Raw genomic sequence first — 17,963 nt, 5'->3', positions numbered from 1 at the left:
GTGTCACTTGCCTCGTGGCCCCCCGGACACCGCCCGGGGGAGCCCGATCAGGCACCCGCCTTGGTCGACGGAGCCAGCGCCAGCTTCAGGACGGCGACCACCGCGAACAGCCCGATCAGAAGGGCGGCGCCCTTCAGCAGCAGGCTGGCCGGCAGATGCGCCTTGCCGTGCACATAGTCATCGATGATGACCTGCAGGCCCAGCTGCATGTGGTAGAAGGTCAGGACCATCAGGGCCAGCAGCATCGAGGCGTTGGCGGGCTTGCCGCCCCATTCCACGACATCCTGCTGCTCGGCGCCGGCCAGCCGCAGGACCTGCAGCACAAACCAGCCCGAGAGGGGGACCAGCGCCACGGCGGACATCCGTTCCAGCCACCAATGGTCGACACCGGCCTTGCCCGAGCCGAGGCCGCGGGCCCGACCCAGTTGAGAGCGCATGACATCGATGCGCGGCGTATGGGACGCGTTCATGTCAGGATGCCTTCTTCTTCTTTCTGGAACGGCAGGCGGCGACACCGAAGATGCTGGCCAGCAGGACCAGCGTGGCCCCCACCGTCACACCCACGGCCACCGGGCCGTCCTCGTTGATCTCCTTCTTTTCGAAGCGGTAGCCGGCATCCCACGCGAGATGCCGCAGCCCCGCGACGAAATGGTAGACCAGCGCCAGCGTCCATCCCGCCAGGGCGAGCTTGCCCAGGGGATTGCGCGTGACCTTCTGAACCTTCTTGAAGGATTCTGGTCCTTTCGCCGCGGCGTTCAGCCAGCAGACGCCCAGCGCGGACCCTGCCGCGGCCGCGACGCCGGCTGCCCGGTTCGCAATCGAAAGAAACATGGAGAGGCGGAAGCGATAGACCTGGAGATGCGGGGACATGGGTCGCCGGGTCAGTGTTCCGTCGCTTCGGTGCCCTATATAGAGCGCATCACGGACATCCTGCATGGTCGTCTCGTCGATTTCCCTGATTATGGCTCCGGTTTGTTCCGTCGCCTTGTGCCTGTTCGGTCCTACGCCGGGGAAAGGGCGCGGTCAACGCAGGGGGGAACACGAGGTCGCGAGACGCCAGGCCGGCGTCGGGAAAAGGGAAACCGGAACGGAGTCGAATCGTTCCGGTTTCCCGGCAGTTAGCCTTGGCGGGCGCGGGGGTGAATCAGGTCCAGCGCGATCATGGTCTCGGCGATCTGCACTGCGTTCAGCGCAGCCCCCTTGCGCAGATTGTCCGCAACGCACCAGAAGGCCAGCCCGTTGGGAACGGTGGGGTCGATCCGCAGTCGCGACACGTAAGTCGCGTCCTCGCCAACACATTCGATGGGGGTGACGTAGCCGCCATCCTCCTGCTTGTCGTGCAGGACCACCCCCGGCGCGTCGCGCAGGACGGCGCGGGCGCGGGCGAGGTCCACCGGTTCCTCGCATTCCACCACCACGGACTCGGAATGGCCGATGAAGACCGGAACCCGCACACAGGTAGCGAAAACAGAGATATCAGGGTCGAGGATTTTGCGGGTCTCGACCGCCATCTTCCATTCCTCCTTGGTTGCGCCGTCATCCATGAAGCGGTCGATATGGGGAATGCAGTTGAAGGCGATCTGCTTGGTGAACTGTTCCGGGCTGGCCGGGTCGCCGACGAAGCTGCCGCGCGACTGGATGAACAGCTCGTCCATGCCTTCCTTGCCCGCGCCGGCCACCGCCTGGTAGGTCGAGACCACCACGCGGCGGATGGTGAACAGGTCGTGCAGCGGCTTGAGTGCCACCACCATCTGGATGGTCGAGCAGTTGGGGTTGGCGATGATCCCGCGCTTCGCCTTCTTCAGCGCCTCGGGATTCACCTCGGGCACCACCAGCGGCACGTCGGGTTCCATGCGGAAATGCGACGTGTTGTCGATGACGATGCACCCGGCCTTGGCCGCGCGCGGCGCATGCACGGCCGAGACCGAGGCGCCGGGCGAGAACAGGGCGATGTCCCAGCCGGCGAAGTCGAAGGTTTCGAGATTCTGGACCTTCAGCACCTTCTTCTCGCCGAACGAGATTTCCTGCCCGACCGAGCGGGCCGAGGCGAGGGCGGCAATCTCGGTAATCGGGAACGCGCGTTCGGCCAGCGTTTTGAGAATTTCACGCCCCACGGCTCCCGTGGCGCCTACGACCGCGACGCGGTATCCCATCGACCATCATCCCTGTTCTGTGCCCCCGGCCTATCCGGCGGGCCTGTCCTTGAAACTCCGCAACGGAGCGTGCTGAGAGGTAGTGCCAGACCGGGTGCTATGCAAGCGAGCGGCGCTGTCGGGCGCGGTTTTTCCCCGTTTCGGGGGCGGCCGGGGCGGGTGGGGTCTCATGCTTGTGTTGCCCCCGGGGTGGCGCCATGCGTTGTCACGATGGCGGCGCGGGTGTCAGATGGCCTCGGCGATCCGGCGCCGTGCGTCCGCTTCCGCCGCCGGCCCGCGTGGTGGCGGCCTGTCCAGGGGGATATCCCGTCATGTCGTTTTCTCGCGATATTTCATCGCCCGCGCGCAGCAGGCACGCCATTCCGCCCTCGGGCACCAAGCCGGCGCCGGCCTGCACGCTGGCCATTTTCGGCGCGCGCGGCGACCTGACCAAGCGGCTGCTGATGCCGGCACTGTACAATCTGGCGGGCAGCGGCCTGCTGGACGCGGATTTCCGCGTGCTGGGCGTCGATCGGGTACCCGGCACCACCGCCGACTGGCGGGACGGGCTGGCCGCCACGATGCAGGAATTCACCCGCGACCCGGACGGCGAGTTCTATACCCCGACCATCGACCAGAAGGCCTGGGACTGGGTCGCCGACCGGCTGGACTATGTCCAGGCCGATTTCGCGGACCTGGCGCAGATGCGCGCGCTGGGGGCGCGGGTGACGGGCAATGCCGTCTTCTACCTGGCGGTGCCCTCGCGCTTCTTCGGCCCGCTGGTCGAGATGCTGGGCCACGCGGGGCTGGTCGCCCAGCAGGAGGGGGCCTTCCGCCGGGTGGTGATCGAGAAGCCCTTCGGCTCCGACCTGGCCACGGCGCGGGCGCTGAACCGGCAGGTTCTGGGCGTGCTGGACGAGCAGCAGGTCTATCGGATCGACCATTTCCTGGGCAAGGAGACGGTCCAGAACATCCTGGCCATGCGCTTCGGCAACCTGATCTTCGAGCCGCTGTGGCGCAGCGAATATATCGACCATGTCCAGATCACGGCGGCCGAGACCATCGGGGTGGAGCAGCGCGGCGCGTTCTACGAGCCCACGGGCGCGCTGCGCGACATGGTGCCGAACCATCTGTTCCAGTTGTTCGCCATGGTGGCGATGGAGCCCCCGGCCTCGTTCTCGGCCGAGACGGTGCGCACGGCGAAGGAGCAATTGTTCGAATCCGTCCGCCCGGTGCGGCCCGAGGACGCCGTGCGCGGCCAGTATGGCGCCGGCACCGTCGAGGGGCAGCCGGTGGTGGCCTATCGCGCGGCCCCCGGCGTCGCCCCCGATAGCGTGACGGAGACCTATGTCGCGCTGAAGCTGCATGTCGATAACTGGCGCTGGTCGGGCGTGCCCTTCTACCTGCGGACGGGCAAGTCATTGGGCGGGCGGCGCACCGAGGTGGTGGTGCAGTTCAAGAAGCCGCCGGTGGCGATCTTTCGGGGCACCGCCACCGACAGCCTGCCGCCCAACCGCATGATCCTGAACGTGCAGCCCGCCCAGGGCCTGACGATCGAGATGGCCGCCAAGCATCCGGGCCCGGCGATGGATCTGGCCGGGGTGCAGGTCAAGTTCCGCTACGAGGACGCGTTCGATCTGCAACCCAATGTGGGATACGAGACGCTGCTGTACGATTGCCTGACCGGCGATGCCACGCTGTTCCAGCGGGCCGACAATATCGACGCGGCCTGGGCGGCAGTCGATCCGGTGCTGCAATCCTGGGCGCATGGCCCCGAGGGGCTGGAATTCTACGATGCCGGCGCCACCGGCCCGGCCGGCGCCGACGCGCTGCTGGCCCGCGACGGACGAACCTGGTACCCGCTGAACGGAACCTGAAGGAACGCCCTTGGCTGGGATCGTCGTTCCGTGTCGGGACGACGGTCAGGGCGCTGCCCTGAAACCCGCCAAAGGGCGGAGCCCTTTGGAAACCCATTCGTTATCAAATGATTGGGGGGCAGGGCCTTGGGCCCTGCCGGGGCCGGGCAGCGCCCGGATTCCTGCCAACCGCTTCAACACCCAAGGCTCAGCCTTGAACTCAGTGCGCGGCGCCTTGCTTCGGATGGCCGTCCGACTGGCGGAACAGGATGTCGGCGGATTTCTTCTGCGCGTCGCTCAGCCCGTTATAGAGCGTGCGGAACGACATGTTCAGCGTCTGGAGGTCCTGCGCGCGCTGGGTCATCAGGTCGGCGTATGACTGCATGTTGTCCGGGGCGCTCAGGCTCGCCAGCTTGGTGCGGCGCTGCTCGATCGTGTCGTGGAAGCGGGCCGCGTTGTCGCGCATCACCTGCGCGAAGGCGTTCCACGCGCTTTCCTGCGCCGGGGTAATGCCCAGTTGCTGATGCAGCGTCGCGATATGGGCCTCCAGCTGGTCCGGCGACGGATCGTGCGGCGTGTGGACCGGAACGGCCGAGCCTCGTGCGGCCGGGGTGGCGGCGGTGGAGGCAGGGGCGGTGGTGTCGGGCGCCGCCAGAGCGGGCGTGGCCAGCAGGGCGAGGGCGGCGGCAAGGGATAACCGGCGGACGGTCATGGGAGGAGGTCTCCGGAGAATCGATGGGGCTGAACGGGTGTCCTGGCGGACGGGTTCAGTAAGGCGACGGCCCGTAGGAAGCCTGCGGATAATAAGCCGGCGGGGGCGGCGGGGGTTCCGGCTGCGGCGGATAATAGGCTGCGGGCGGCGGCGCGGCCTGCGAGGCCAGGGCCCCGCCCAGCAGCGCGCCGACCGCCAGGCCGGCGACGCCGGCACCGATGGCCGCGCCGACGCCGGGGCCGCGATGGCCGCCCCGGTCGCCGCGCCAGCCGGGGCCGCCGCCCCGGTACGGTCCGGGGCCGTGGCCCCGGTCGTGGCGGCCACGATCCCAATGCTGCGCCAGGGCCGGGGCCGGGGGTGCGATCGGGGTGGCGCCTGCCAGCAGGATGCCGGCGATCAGAAATGTGCGGACCCGCATGACGGGACTCCTATGGTCTGAAGTCAGTTCGGCCGTGATGGGCCGAATGTCGTTTCCTGTCAGCATGATCGGCGCCGATCGTGTCAGAATCAGGGCCGATGGCGGCGGGGGGCGGGCGGCCCGGATCAGGCCGCGGGCGACAGGCGCTTCGCCAGCGCCGACAACCGGTGGCGACGCAGTTCGTTCCGCGCCTTGGCGTCGTTTTCCATATAGTTGAGCTGGATCGTGTAGCGCCGGCCGACATATTGCCGGTGGCCGTGCCATGTGGTCGGACCGTTGGGGAAGACCAGCAGCGTGCCGTCGACGGGCGGGATCTCGGCGGCGTAATCCTCGACATCGTCGGGGCCGCGCAGCAGGCGCAGGCAGCCTTCCTGCCGGGCCCAGGCCTCGCTGGCCGGGTTGAGATACAGCAGCACCGTCACCCGCTTGGCCACGGAATCGCAGTGGATGCGCCCGTCCTTGGCCCGCGTGCGGCCGCGCAGGGTCAGCATGGTCGGCGCGTCGTCCAGGTCGAGCGCGAACTTGCGCGCGATCGCCTGGCGCAGCACGGGGCCTTCCAGCTCCGCGATCAGCCCCTGCGCCAGCGGCGACAGCGTGAGCGAGGAGGGCGGGAACGACCCGCCGGAGGAAAGCTCGGGCAGGGACGCCACCAGCGCCGCCAGATCGTCCGGCCGGATGAAGTTCCGGACCACGACATGGGCGAACGGCGTGTCGGAAACGCGGGCGGTTTCCAGGGCGGCATAGTCGGGGCGGATCGGATCGGTGACGGTCATGGAACCTGCGCGGGATGAGGTGCTTGCAGAACAGTCTCGAAGACCACATCCCGATTCCTAGAACCGGACCCGGCGTGAAGGCAAGGCGGCGGAACGTACGGCGCCCCGCCGCGCGGGGGTCAGGCCCCGCCGGCGGCCTTCTCGGCCGCGTCCAGCGCGCGGGTGGAATAGACGGCGGCCGCGCCGGCATTCAGCGCCACGGCGACGCCCAGGGCCTCGGCGATTTCCTCCTTGCTCGCGCCGGCCTGCACGGCGGCCTTGGAGTGCACCGCGATGCAGCCGTCGCAGCGGGTGGTGACGGCGACGGCAAGCGCGATCAGTTCGCGCGTCTTGGCATCCAGCCGGTTGGTGGCCCTGGCGGCGTTGTCCAGCGTCGTCAGCCCCTCGACCGTGCCCGGCGAGAGGGTGGCGAAGGCAGGCACGGCCTGGCCGAGGAAATGGCGGTAGGCGGACCAGTCGATCATCGCGAAACATCCTTGATGTGTGGTCATGGACCGCGATCGAGTTCACCAGATGGAGAGCAGGCCTGTCACGACACGGTTTGGCGAGTGCATGCTCTTGCTGAGACGCGTTGCCGGCGCTATCGGCCATAGATCATGGAATCCGCGCTGACAGCCTTCGCATCCGATCTGAACCTGCCCCCTGGCTCGGGGCCCATGGCTGCGTACGAGGCGCGGGTCGCCGCCGGGCTGCTGTCCCGCGATCCCGAGCAGGCCAAGGCGGCCGCGCGGCTGGACCAGCTGTGGCGCGAGCTGCCCGGCTATCATCCCGTGGTGCGGCGGCCCAAGCCCAAGGGCCTGCTGGGCGGGCTGAAGGCGCGGCTGGGCCTGGACGGCGGTGCCGCGGAGGCGCCGCGTCCGCGCGGGGTCTACATGGTCGGGCAGGTCGGGCGCGGCAAGACCATGCTGATGGACCTGTTCTTCGAACTGGCGCCGGTCGAGCACAAGATGCGGGTACATTTCCACCGCTTCATGCAGGACGTCCACAAGCGGCTGCACGACATGAAGCTGAAGCACCCGGAACTGACCGATCCGATCCCGCCGCTGGCCCATGCCATCGCGCAGGAAGCCTGGCTGCTGTGCTTCGATGAATTCCAGGTGAACGACATCGCCGATGCGATGGTGCTGGGGCGGCTGTTCGAATATCTGTTCGCCGACGGCGTGGTCGTGGTCGCGACCTCGAACACCGAGCCGCAGGACCTGTTCCAGAACCGGCCGGGGGCCGATGCCTTCCGCCCCTTCATCGCGATCATCCAGCGCGAGGTCGATACGGTGGTGCTGGATTCGCCGCGCGATTATCGTCGCGGCGGCATGCGCGGCATGACGACCTGGATCGTGCCGCCCGGCCCCGATGCGGCGCAGGAGCTGGATTCGATCTTCATGCGCCTGGCCGACGGCGCGCCGACCCGGCCCGTGACGCTGGAAATCATGGGCCGCAAGCTCGAGGTGAAGGAGGCAGCCGGCCCGGTCGCGCGCTTTACCTTCACCGACCTGTGCGGGCGGCCGCTGGGCGCGGGCGACTACCTGGCGCTGGCCACGCGCTTCCCGGCGCTGGTGCTTGACGATGTTCCCCGGCTGGGCCCCGATAATTTCGATGTTGCCCGCCGTTTCATCGTTCTGATCGACACGCTGTACGAACAGAAGGTGAAGCTGTTCGCCTCGGCCGAGGACCAGCCCGATGCGATCTACCAGAAGGGCGAGGGCGCGCAGGCATTCGAACGCACGGCTTCGCGCCTCGAGGAAATGCAGAGTACCGCCTATCTGGACCTGCCGCATCTGTCCTGATCGATCGGGCCCGGCCGATCGGGCGGGATGCGGCCGGCCTGTCAAAATGCATGCAGTGCCTGCCTTTCTTTTCATCATGTCCGACCGTGCGGCGCAGGATGCGGCCGGCGCCCTGCGGGGGCGTGCGCGCCGGGCGTGCATGTGGCGGCGGGGGCGGTTTGGGCTGCGAGGCGGGCGTTCCCTTCTGTCACGGTATCGTGACGCATATGGCGGTGGTGTGAGCGGTGCGGCGGTAGGCAAGTGGTTCGCTCTTTGCTTGGGTATGGCAGGGCCCTTCGGGTCGTCCGCCGGTTCGGTCGCTGTTCGGTGTGCCGTGCGTCTGGTTGCCGGTTCCGTGCCAGGCTGCGCGAGCAGGTGGAAACGGAAAGGTGAGTATGCGTGCGAAGCAATCCTGCCCGTGGCGAAAGATGGCGGCGGATGGCCAAAGGTGGCGCTAGGGTTGAGACGATAAACGGCAGGGGCCGGTATTCCGTCGCGATCGGCGGAAATGGCCCGGGTCCGGATAATGACGTGGCCGGTCAGGTCATGAACGAGGAGATGTCTTCAAGATGGCGGGCGTAGATATCCTGTCGACCGCGTTCAGCGGAGCCAACACGGCCTATCTGGCCGACCTGTATGCTCGCTGGGCGTCGGATCCCGGCAGCGTCGATCCTTCTTTCGCATCGCTGTTCTCGGCGATGGACGAGGAAGGCGCTGCGATCCTGCATGACGCGGAGGGTGCCTCGTGGGCGCCGCGCCCGTCCAGCATCGATGGCGGCGACGTCGTGGCGGCCCCGGCGAAGGGCGCGCCCGTCTCGGCGGAGAGCCTGAACGCGGCGGCCGACGACAGCCTGCGCGCGACGCAGCTGATCCGTGCCTATCGCGTGCGCGGCCACCTGGAAGCCCGGCTGGACCCGCTGGGGCTGCAGGTGCCCAAGCCCCATACCGATCTGGACCCGGCAACCTACGGGTTCGGCCCGAAGGATCTCGACCGGCCGATCTATCTGGGCAAGATCGTCAGCAACCTGATCGGCAAGCAGACCGCGACGATCAACCAGGTGCTGGACGCGCTGCGCGCCGTCTATTGCGGGCCCATCGGCTCGGAATACATGCATGTGCAGGACCCCGAGCAGCGCAACTGGCTGCAGCAGCGGCTGGAAGGCGACAACTGGCGCGCCGGGGCCTCGGCCGAAGAAAAGAAGCTGATCCTGCATCATCTGACGGAGGCCGAGGGTTTCGAGTCGTTCTGTCAGAAGCGCTATGTCGGCACCAAGCGGTTCGGCCTGGAGGGCGAGGACGTCACCATTCCGGCGCTGCACGCGCTGATCGACCAGGTGGCCAAGGACGGCGTGCGCACGGTGGCCATCGGCATGCCGCATCGCGGGCGCCTGAACACGCTGGTCAACATCGTGCGCAAGCCCTACACGGCCATCTTCAGCGAATTCGCCGGTGCCTCGTTCAAGCCGGACGACGTGCAGGGCTCGGGCGACGTCAAATACCATCTCGGCACCTCGACCGACGTGGATATCGACGGCAACCCGGTCCATATCTCGCTGCAGCCCAACCCGTCGCACCTGGAAGCCGTCGATCCGGTGGTGATCGGCAAGGTGCGCGCCACGCAGGACGATGACGACCCGCATGCGCGCAGCCGCCACATGGCGGTGCTGATGCACGGCGATGCCGCCTTCGCGGGCCAGGGCCTGGTCTACGAGACCATGGCGATGTCGCAGCTGATCGGCTATCGCACCGGCGGCACGGTCCATATCGTGGTGAACAACCAGATCGGCTTCACCACCGTCTCGGCCCATGCGTTCTCCGGCCTGTACTGCACCGACGTCGCCAAGGCGGTGCAGGCGCCGATCCTGCACGTCAATGGCGACGAGCCCGAGGCCGTGATCTATTGCGCGCGTCTGGCGGCCGATTTCCGCCAGAAATTCGCCACCGACATCGTGCTGGACATCGTCGGCTATCGCCGCCACGGCCATAACGAATCCGACGAGCCGTCCTTCACCCAGCCGACGATGTACAAGGCCATCGCCGCCCGTCCGACGGTGCGCACCCTGTATGCCGACCGCCTGGCGCGCGAGGGCGTGGTCAGCGAGGCCGACGCCACGGCGCAGTGGGATGCGTTCCACAACAAGCTGGAAGAGGCCTACCAGGCCGCGCAGACCTACAAGCCCAACAAGGCCGACTGGCTGGAAGGTGCTTGGACGGGCCTGAAGCCGCCGCCGGTGGGCGCGGTGGGCGCCGAGCCCGCGACCGGCATTTCGGTCGAGACGCTGCGCAAGATCGGTGCCGCCATCAGCACGGCGCCGGCCGATTTCAACGTCAACCCGAAGATCGTGCGCCAGCTCAAGGCCAAGGCGACGATGTTCCAGACCGGCGAAGGCATCGACTGGGCGACGGGCGAGGCCCTGGGCTTCGGCTCGCTGCTGCTGGAGAAGCATCGCGTCCGCCTGTCGGGCGAGGATTGCCAGCGCGGCACGTTCAGCCAGCGTCATGCGGTGCTGATCGACCAGGTCAACCAGAACACCTATGCGCCGCTGAACAATATCGACCCGGCGCAGGGCGTGTTCGAGGTCTATAACTCGCTGCTGTCCGAATTCGGCGTGCTGGGCTTCGAATATGGCTACTCGCTGGCCGACCCGAACGCGCTGGTGCTGTGGGAAGGCCAGTTCGGCGATTTCGCCAACGGTGCGCAGGTCATCATCGACCAGTTCATCGCGTCGGGCGAAACCAAGTGGCTGCGCATGTCGGGCCTGGTGCTGCTGCTGCCGCACGGCTACGAAGGCCAAGGGCCGGAACATTCCTCGGCCCGCCTGGAGCGCTACCTCCAGCTCTGCGCCGAGAACAACATGCGGGTGTGCAACATCACCACGCCGGCGAACTATTTCCACGCCCTGCGCCGCCAGCTCAAGATGGACTACCGCAAGCCGCTGGTCATCATGACGCCGAAATCGCTGCTGCGTCATCGTCTCGCGGTGTCCAACCTCGAGGAATTCGCGTCGGGCACCACCTTCCGCCCCGTGATCGGCGAGATCGATCCGATCGCGTCGGGCGACAAGGTGGAGCGGGTCGTGATCTGCTCGGGCAAGGTCTATTACGACCTGCTGGCCGAGCGGCGCGAGCGCGCGCTGGACAAGGTCGCGATTCTGCGGCTGGAGCAGTTCTATCCCTTCCCGGAAAAGCTGCTGGCCGAACAGCTGGCGCTGTATCCCAAGGCCCAGGTGATCTGGTGCCAGGAAGAGCCCGAGAACATGGGGGGATGGACCTTCGTCGATCGCCTGATCGAGGGCGTGATGGGCAAGGCCGGCCGCAAGGGCGGGCGTCCGACCTATGTCGGCCGTGTCGCGGCCGCCAGCCCGGCCACGGGCCTGGCCCGCGTCCATGCCAGCGAACAGGCGGCCCTGGTCGCCAGCGCGCTGGGCGTGGCCTGAGGGTGGGTCCCGGCCGGCGGGCCGGGACATGCGAAGCGGGGCCGGCGCGGTCTTTTCGCGCCGGCTTCGGTCTGGTTATGTTGAGAATACACAAGCCGGCAGACGACGGGTGGGGGCGCGGACCATCGGGCCCCGTTCCAGCACGCGGATCTGACCGGCAGAGGGAATGGAAAGAAAGATGTCTGCCGAGATCAAGGTCCCGACACTGGGCGAGAGCGTGACGACCGCCACGATTGCCAAGTGGCTGAAGAAGCCGGGTGACAGCGTCGCCGCCGACGAACCGGTGGTGGAGCTGGAGACCGACAAGGTCAGCGTCGAGGTCGCAGCACCCGAAGCCGGCGTGCTGGGTCCGCAGCTCGTCGCCGAAGGCGCCGAAGTCGAGGTCGGGACCATCCTGGCATCGGTCGAGGCCGGCAGCGGCGCCCCCAAGGCGGCGCCCGCCAAGGCCCCCGAGGCCCCGAAAGCCCCGGCCGGCGTCCAGGCCCAGCCGGTCGCCGCCGGCCCGGTCGCGCGTCCCGCCACCCCGCCGTCCGACGTCGCGGCCCAGGGCGCGGCCCATGCCCCGATGCCGTCGGCGCAGAAGATGATGGCCGAAAAGGGCCTGACGACCGCCGAGATCGGCACCGGCACCGGCAAGGACGGCCGCGTGACCAAGGGCGACGTGCTGTCGTTCCTGGCGCAGCCGCCGGTGGCCAAGGCCGCCCCGGCCCCCGCCACGCCGCGCACCGACGACCCGCGCGAGGAGCGGGTGAAGATGACCCGCCTGCGCCGGACCATCGCCCGCCGCCTGAAGGATGCGCAGAACACCGCCGCCCTGCTGACCACCTTCAACGAGGTGGACATGACGGCGGTGAAGGAACTGCGCGCCGAATATCGCGACGTTTTCGAGAAGAAGCATGGCGGCACCAAGCTGGGCTTCATGTCGATCTTCGCGAAGGCGGTGATGGCGGCGCTGAAGGAATTCCCGGCCGTCAACGCCGAAATCGACGGCGACGACATCATCTATCGGGAATTCGTCAATCTCGGCATCGCGGTCGGCGGTCCCAACGGGCTGGTCGTGCCGGTGATCCGCGATGCGGAGAAGCTGAGCTTCGCCGGGATCGAGAGCGCTATCGCCGGCTTCGGCAAGCGCGCGCGCGACGGGTCGCTGAAGCTGGACGAACTGTCGGGCGGCACGTTCTCGATCACCAACGGCGGCATCTATGGCTCGCTGATGTCGACCCCGATCATCAACGCGCCACAGTCGGCCATCCTTGGCATGCATGCCATCGTGGACCGTCCGATGGCCGTGAACGGCCAGGTCGTGATCCGGCCGATGATGTATATCGCCCTGACCTACGATCACCGCATCGTCGACGGCAAGGAAGCCGTCAGCTTCCTGGTGCGCGTGAAGCAGAACGTGGAAGACCCGCGTCGTCTGCTGCTCGAGGTCTGATGCGCCGGGGCGGACCGGGTCTTCGGCCCGGTCCGCCTATTCATCCCGACGCAGCGAACGCAGGACAAGAATATGACCATTGAAATCAAGGTGCCGACTCTCGGCGAGAGCGTGACGACGGCCACGATCGGCAAGTGGCTGAAGCAGCCGGGCGACAGCGTCGCCGCCGACGAACCGGTCGTGGAACTGGAGACCGACAAGGTCAGCGTCGAGGTCGCCGCCCCGTCGGCCGGCCGTCTGGGCGCGCATATCGTCGCCGAGGGTGACGAAGTCGCGGTCGGCGCCGTGCTGACGACCGTCGAGGAAGGCGCCGGCGTCGCCCCGGCGAAGCCTGCCGCCGCCAAGCCCGCTCCGGCGAAGCCCGCCGAAGCCAAGGCCGCCCCGGCTCCGGCCCCCGCCGCCCCGGCGGCCGCCCCCCCGGCCGAGACCGATTACGACGTCATCGTCATCGGTGCCGGCCCGGGCGGCTATGTCTGCGCCATCCGCGCGGCCCAGCTCGGCTTCAAGGTTGCCTGCGTCGAGAAGCGCGCGACCCTGGGCGGCACCTGCCTGAATGTCGGCTGCATTCCCTCCAAGGCGCTGCTGCAATCGTCCGAGAACTTCCATGCCGCCGGCCATGATTACGCGGGCCACGGCATCCTGATCGACAGCATCAAGCTGGATCTGAAGCGGATGATGGCCCGCAAGGCCGAGGTGGTCGAGGCCAACGTCAAGGGCGTCGAGTTCCTGTTCAAGAAGAACAAGGTCACGTGGCTGAAGGGCTTCGGCAAGCTTGAAGGCACCGGCCGCATCACGGTCGACGGCAAGCCGGTGACGGCGAAGCACATCGTGATCGCCAGCGGCAGCGACAGCGCCGGCCTGCCGGGCGTGGATGTGGACGAGAAGGTCGTCGTCACCTCGACCGGCGCGCTCGAACTGTCGGCCGTGCCGAAGAAGCTGGTCGTCATCGGCGGCGGCGTGATCGGCCTGGAACTGGGCAGCGTGTGGCACCGTCTGGGCGCCGAGGTCACGGTGGTCGAATATCTCGACCGCCTGGTGCCGGGCACGGATGGCGAGATCGCCAAGCAGTTCCAGCGCATCCTGACCAAGCAGGGCCTGCAGATGAAGCTGGGCCACAAGGTCACCAAGGCCGAAAAGACCGGCAAGGGCGTGACGCTGACCGTCGAGCCGGCCGCCGGCGGCACCGCCGAGACGCTGGAAGCCGACATCGTCCTGCTGGCCATCGGCCGCACCGCCGCCAGCAAGGGCATGGGCCTGGAAGAGGCCGGCGTGGCGCTGGACAAGCGCGGCCGCGTCGTGACCGATGCCCATTACGCGACCAGCGTGCCGGGCGTCTACGCGATCGGCGACGTCATCGCCGGCCCGATGCTGGCGCACAAGGCCGAGGATGAAGGCGTCGCCATCGCCGAAATCCTCGCCGGCCAGGCGGGCCATGTGAACTACGACGCCATCCCCGGCGTCATTTACACCTGGCCCGAGGTCGCGACCGTCGGTCGCACCGAGGAAGAGCTGAAGGGCGCTGGCGTCACCTACAAGACCGGCAAGTTCCCCTTCACCGCCAACGGCCGCGCCCGCGCCATGGGCATGACCGACGGCTTCGTGAAGGTGCTGGCCGACGCCACCACCGACAAGGTGCTGGGCGTGCACATCATCGGCCCCGGCGCCGGCGAACTGATCGCCGAAGCCACGCTGGCGATGGAATTCGGCGCCTCGTCGGAAGACATCGCCCGCACCTGCCACGCGCATCCGACGCTGAGCGAAGCGGTCAAGGAAGCGGCGCTGGACGTGGAAAAGCGCGCGATCCATATCTGATCGCACGGTTCAGGTTCAACGCCTGACGCGCCCGGCCATTTCGGTGGCCGGGCGTTTTTTATGGGGCGTCTGTTTTTCGGGGTGGGGGGCGGAAGTGCTCGGGCTTTGCCCGAACCCAGCAGGGGTCGCGGACCCCTGCACCCCGATTCGTCAAGGTTCTGGTCTGTTGCGGTTCCGTCTTCCGGAGACGCGCTTTTACGCTTTCCGCAGAAACTCGGCCTTGAGCATATAGCTGCCGGCCTCAACCGCATGGTCGCCGCCCCGCAACCGGATATTCTTGATCTTGGTCCCGACCTTCAGCGTCGTCGAAGACCCCTTTACCTTCAGGTCCTTGACCACAACAACCGTGTCGCCATCAGCCAACACCGCGCCATTGGCATCCCGAACCACATCGTCGGCCGAGGCCACGTCGGCAATATCCGCCGGCCATTCATAACCGCAGGTGTCGCAGACATAATTCGTCCCCTCGACATGCGTCTCGTCCAGAGTGCATTGCGGGCAGGCAGGTGCGTTGGTGCTCATAAATGGGGCTTAATCCCCCAAGGCCCGGCACACAATCCCATTCAGACTTGGAGGTGGACTGTGATCGGCATGATTAAAAGTCGGAGTTGGGGGGCAAACGGACGGTCTGTTCCAGAATGTGATTTAACCAAGAGCAGACTTACTGCTCTTGGTTAGGTTAAAATAAATTAGAGATCGTAAAAATTATTGAGGACATTTAAATACATGAAAAGGCCACGCCTCTCTGCCGCAGTTACATCACGTCAATGGATAAAGCAGTTTTCCCCCGCAGATCAAAGCGCAGCAATAGATCTTGTTGACGCGTTATTACTAATGAATGAAGAGGATGTATCTTCAGAGATTAGAAAACAACTACGACGCTTAGCTCAAACGCGTCATGGCGCACGAAAAAAAATTGGTCTGTATGCGGAACGTGAATTCGCAGAGAAACTTATATTCAAGTCAAAATTAACGAAAGATAGTGATAATCGAGAAAGAAGGCGAGCATACGGTAACACTGGCCCTAAAGCGGTCAATCCAATCCGAGGCAAAACCCGTGTTGGAAGTGAGGGGCCTGCTGCTTTTCATATCTCTCAAGGCGTAGAAAAATTTAGGTCTATATTTCTTAACAATCCTGGCCCTGACCGTATTCGTAGAAATAAAGTATCTATGATCACAATAGTGACTGATTTTATCGGGAGTGGAAGTCGGGTTATTTCAATGATTGATAAATTCTTAAATGTACCAAGCGTTCAGGCATGGAGATCTAAAAAGTGGATAGAGTTCAGCGTGGTGGCTGCTGCCTCCACAATTTCTGGAATCAAAAATATTGAAGCACATAAGAGTAAGCCAGAAGTTTTTGTCAGTCACATTGCACCTTCTATAAGTACATATCACAATATTGAATTGGCAGAACGCTGGAAAGACCTCATACGTAGGTATGGCCCAAGAAGTGGGCGCGGAAGTAGTTCGTTAGGATACAAAGATGGTGGTGCCCTGATCGCTTTTTCGTATCGTTTTCCAAATAATGCGCCATTAATATTCCATGAATCCACACCAAAATGGCAGCCCCTCTTTACTGGGGGCATTTCTCCGGATATGGCCCCTGCTTTTGGTATAAAAACAGAGAATTCACGAGCAGTAGACGCCTTAAATTTAGATGTAATGAATCTACCTAGCGATATTATCGGCTCTGATGCTCGAATGATCGTAATATTGAAAGCCATTCGAGGGCGTTGGAGGAAAGGACAAGAGGTCGCTCTCGCCGAAAAAAGTGGTCTCAGTGTTCCAGAGATACTGGACTCATATAGCGACGGTAAGGAACGAGGGTTTCTTACAGAAGAAGGAAGACTGACGGATCGCGCACATCAGTTCATGCGGAGTTCCTTGAAGCTAAAACGTAGTGCTCGAACACTTCCCATAAACGAAAAACCGTATTATCCTCAAGCGTTGAGGGTTCCAACCGAGGTCTAGATACCGGTCTCGCAAAGCGAGACCACCGTCAGTGGTGGGATTTTTCCGTCACTACCGGCTTCCGGGTTTCTTGTTGCCGAGGAAAGAGCTTCCGATCGCAGGTCCTGGTCCTGTGCGCTCGCCCCCCTTTGGGGGGGCGTTTCGTAGAGGGGTGTGTCGTATGACTCACTCGAGCCCACAGGACCCGCACATGTGCGGAGATTAAAGGTAGATGCTCAGTTGGAACCCTCAACAGTTTACACGCGAAGCAAAAAAAGAGGGGTGCTCTCAACCCTTAATTAACGCTGCGATCCAGACTGCTTCTCTAATTAAAAAAGTAGATATCGGTCTGCCCGTAATTTTTACTCTTTCCCATTTGGCTCAAATAACAGACACACCTTTGGTCAAATTAGGAGCTTATTCTCGCCGAACATCAAAAAATAGTTATCGTGTTTTTCGGTTAAAAAAAGCAGATCGAAGAAAATTTCGAGTTATTTGTGTTCCTGAACCAACTCTGATGCACGTTCAACGCTGGCTCGCACAAAATGTCTTTCAAACTCGAGCTGCGGCTCCCCATCAAGCAAGTTATGCATATTACTCTGATCCACGACGTGGTCTTCTGAATGCAGCAAAGCAGCATGCCGGTTGTCTATGGCTGATAAAGATGGATATTCAGAACTTCTTTGGAAGTATCATGGAGCCTCAAGTTTATAAGGTTTTTCGTGATTTAGGATATGGTGCCTTACTAAGTTTCCAACTGGCACGAATTTGTACATATGTTGGTGACAAACCTTCCCCCCGACGGAAGAAATCGTATGGTATTCCAAATTCTTATTGTGAAAACTTGGGATATTTACCGCAAGGTGCGCCAACTAGTCCCGCGCTGGCAAACTTAACAACAAGATTATTGGATAGCGAACTTGAAAAACTAGCCCAGGAAAATGGTTGGCGTTACTCACGCTACGCGGATGATATTGCTTTCTCAACGACACAAACAATCAATCGAGAAGTGGCAAAAAGCCTAGTTTTTTTAGTTAGGGAAAAGTTAATTAATTTTGGATTTACTCCCAATGATACAAAAACAGTGATTTCTCCGCCGGGAGCTAGACGTATTGTCTTGGGGTTGCTAGTAGATGGACCATATCCGCGATTAACAAACGATTTTCGTAATAATCTAGACACTCATTTATATGCACTTCTTTCTAAAAAGATTGGCGTAAAAAAACATCAAGAAAAAAGAGGATTTGATTCAGTGACTGGAATGAGGCGTCATATTATGGGCCTTTTGGCGCATGCTCACAGTATAGATAGAGAGTATTCCCGAAAATGCTACGAAAAGTTCAATAAAATAATATGGTAGAAAATAATATTTTGAGTATCTGGAATGATTGCGGAAAATGAAATAAAAATTATAGGCTTGTATTGCTTTTAAATTACCGTAGTTCTTAACGTTAAGACCTTGCTTAGAATGGGTAATTTTGGATTTTTATAATAAAAGTATTTAGACCTGCCATTTGGAGATTTCGGATTGTCTGCTATCGGGAAACGCTTCAACCACCCGTGATGACTGGCATGAGGCGAAAGCGGAAGTCGCTGGCTTACCGCGATTATTGTTGCGTCTCGGGTTTCATGACGCTCCGCGATGATGGAGCGTCTTGGTTTCGTCTTTGTG

Annotated in this window: 15 protein-coding genes; 7 read left to right on the top strand and 8 right to left on the bottom strand. The window is 63.4% G+C overall.

Annotated features, from left to right (window positions below; translation table 11 throughout):
• Positions 1-47: 47 nt before the first annotated feature.
• From sdhD to HLH27_RS03015, 3 genes are all read right to left on the bottom strand, one after another.
• Positions 48-470: a succinate dehydrogenase, hydrophobic membrane anchor protein gene (gene sdhD / locus HLH27_RS03025; protein ID WP_182947684.1), complete on the bottom strand. Its 423-nt coding sequence runs from the start codon at positions 468-470 to the stop codon at positions 48-50.
• Position 471: 1 nt separating this feature from the next.
• The gene (sdhC, locus tag HLH27_RS03020; protein WP_182947683.1) at positions 472-936 is read right to left on the bottom strand and encodes a succinate dehydrogenase, cytochrome b556 subunit; all 465 of its coding nucleotides are present in this window, start codon (positions 934-936) and stop codon (positions 472-474) included.
• A 182-nt stretch (positions 937-1,118) separates the two neighbouring features.
• Complete coding sequence (locus HLH27_RS03015) at positions 1,119-2,153, bottom strand: aspartate-semialdehyde dehydrogenase (protein WP_182947682.1); 1,035 nt, start codon at positions 2,151-2,153, stop codon at positions 1,119-1,121.
• Positions 2,154-2,464: 311 nt separating this feature from the next.
• Between HLH27_RS03015 and zwf the strand changes: the two genes are divergently transcribed.
• Positions 2,465-4,009, top strand: coding sequence for a glucose-6-phosphate dehydrogenase (gene zwf, locus HLH27_RS03010; protein WP_182947681.1), 1,545 nt, complete (start codon positions 2,465-2,467; stop codon positions 4,007-4,009).
• Positions 4,010-4,208: 199 nt separating this feature from the next.
• Here the strand turns inward: zwf and HLH27_RS03005 are convergent, their stop codons facing one another.
• The 4 genes from HLH27_RS03005 to HLH27_RS02990 all read right to left on the bottom strand — a co-directional run bounded on the left by HLH27_RS03005 (position 4,209) and on the right by HLH27_RS02990 (position 6,355).
• Positions 4,209-4,700: a Spy/CpxP family protein refolding chaperone gene (locus tag HLH27_RS03005; protein WP_182947679.1), complete on the bottom strand. Its 492-nt coding sequence runs from the start codon at positions 4,698-4,700 to the stop codon at positions 4,209-4,211.
• A 55-nt stretch (positions 4,701-4,755) separates the two neighbouring features.
• Positions 4,756-5,118, bottom strand: coding sequence for a hypothetical protein (locus HLH27_RS03000; RefSeq protein ID WP_182947677.1), 363 nt, complete (start codon positions 5,116-5,118; stop codon positions 4,756-4,758).
• A gap of 125 nt (positions 5,119-5,243) precedes the next feature.
• Entirely contained in the window at positions 5,244-5,891 is a 648-nt protein-coding gene (locus tag HLH27_RS02995) for a 2OG-Fe(II) oxygenase family protein (protein WP_182947675.1), read from the bottom strand.
• A 119-nt stretch (positions 5,892-6,010) separates the two neighbouring features.
• A complete protein-coding gene (locus HLH27_RS02990) occupies positions 6,011-6,355 on the bottom strand; it encodes a carboxymuconolactone decarboxylase family protein (protein WP_182947673.1) in 345 nt (114 codons plus the stop codon).
• A 132-nt stretch (positions 6,356-6,487) separates the two neighbouring features.
• Between HLH27_RS02990 and zapE the strand changes: the two genes are divergently transcribed.
• From zapE to lpdA, 4 genes are all read left to right on the top strand, one after another.
• Positions 6,488-7,675 (top strand): cell division protein ZapE, encoded by a 1,188-nt coding sequence (gene zapE / locus HLH27_RS02985; protein WP_182947671.1) that lies wholly within the window; start codon positions 6,488-6,490, stop codon positions 7,673-7,675.
• 548 nt (positions 7,676-8,223) lie between these two features.
• Positions 8,224-11,091 carry a 2-oxoglutarate dehydrogenase E1 component gene (locus tag HLH27_RS02980; RefSeq protein ID WP_182947669.1) on the top strand — a complete coding sequence of 956 codons (2,868 nt, stop codon included), beginning with the start codon at positions 8,224-8,226 and terminating at the stop codon, positions 11,089-11,091.
• A 178-nt stretch (positions 11,092-11,269) separates the two neighbouring features.
• On the top strand, positions 11,270-12,526 hold the full coding sequence (gene odhB / locus HLH27_RS02975; protein ID WP_182947667.1) for a 2-oxoglutarate dehydrogenase complex dihydrolipoyllysine-residue succinyltransferase: 1,257 nt from the start codon (positions 11,270-11,272) through the stop codon (positions 12,524-12,526).
• 72 nt (positions 12,527-12,598) lie between these two features.
• Entirely contained in the window at positions 12,599-14,338 is a 1,740-nt protein-coding gene (gene lpdA / locus HLH27_RS02970) for a dihydrolipoyl dehydrogenase (protein ID WP_182947665.1), read from the top strand.
• 195 nt (positions 14,339-14,533) lie between these two features.
• On the opposite strand, the gene HLH27_RS02965 is transcribed toward lpdA, so the two are convergent.
• A complete protein-coding gene (locus HLH27_RS02965) occupies positions 14,534-14,860 on the bottom strand; it encodes a zinc ribbon domain-containing protein YjdM (RefSeq protein WP_182947663.1) in 327 nt (108 codons plus the stop codon).
• A gap of 204 nt (positions 14,861-15,064) precedes the next feature.
• Here HLH27_RS02965 and HLH27_RS02960 point away from each other — a divergent pair, with 204 nt between their 5' ends.
• Positions 15,065-16,312, top strand: a complete 1,248-nt coding sequence (locus HLH27_RS02960) for a phosphoribosyltransferase-like protein (RefSeq protein WP_182947661.1) — start codon at positions 15,065-15,067, stop codon at positions 16,310-16,312.
• 211 nt (positions 16,313-16,523) lie between these two features.
• On the top strand, positions 16,524-17,651 hold the full coding sequence (locus HLH27_RS02955; RefSeq protein WP_182947659.1) for a reverse transcriptase family protein: 1,128 nt from the start codon (positions 16,524-16,526) through the stop codon (positions 17,649-17,651).
• Positions 17,652-17,963: the final 312 nt, after the last annotated feature.

Origin of the sequence: Gluconacetobacter takamatsuzukensis (assembly GCF_014174275.1) — a bacterium.
Lineage (GTDB): Bacteria > Pseudomonadota > Alphaproteobacteria > Acetobacterales > Acetobacteraceae > Gluconacetobacter > Gluconacetobacter takamatsuzukensis.
Note: the sequence above shows the minus strand (reverse complement) of the source record. Positions and strands in the feature narration are given on the sequence as shown.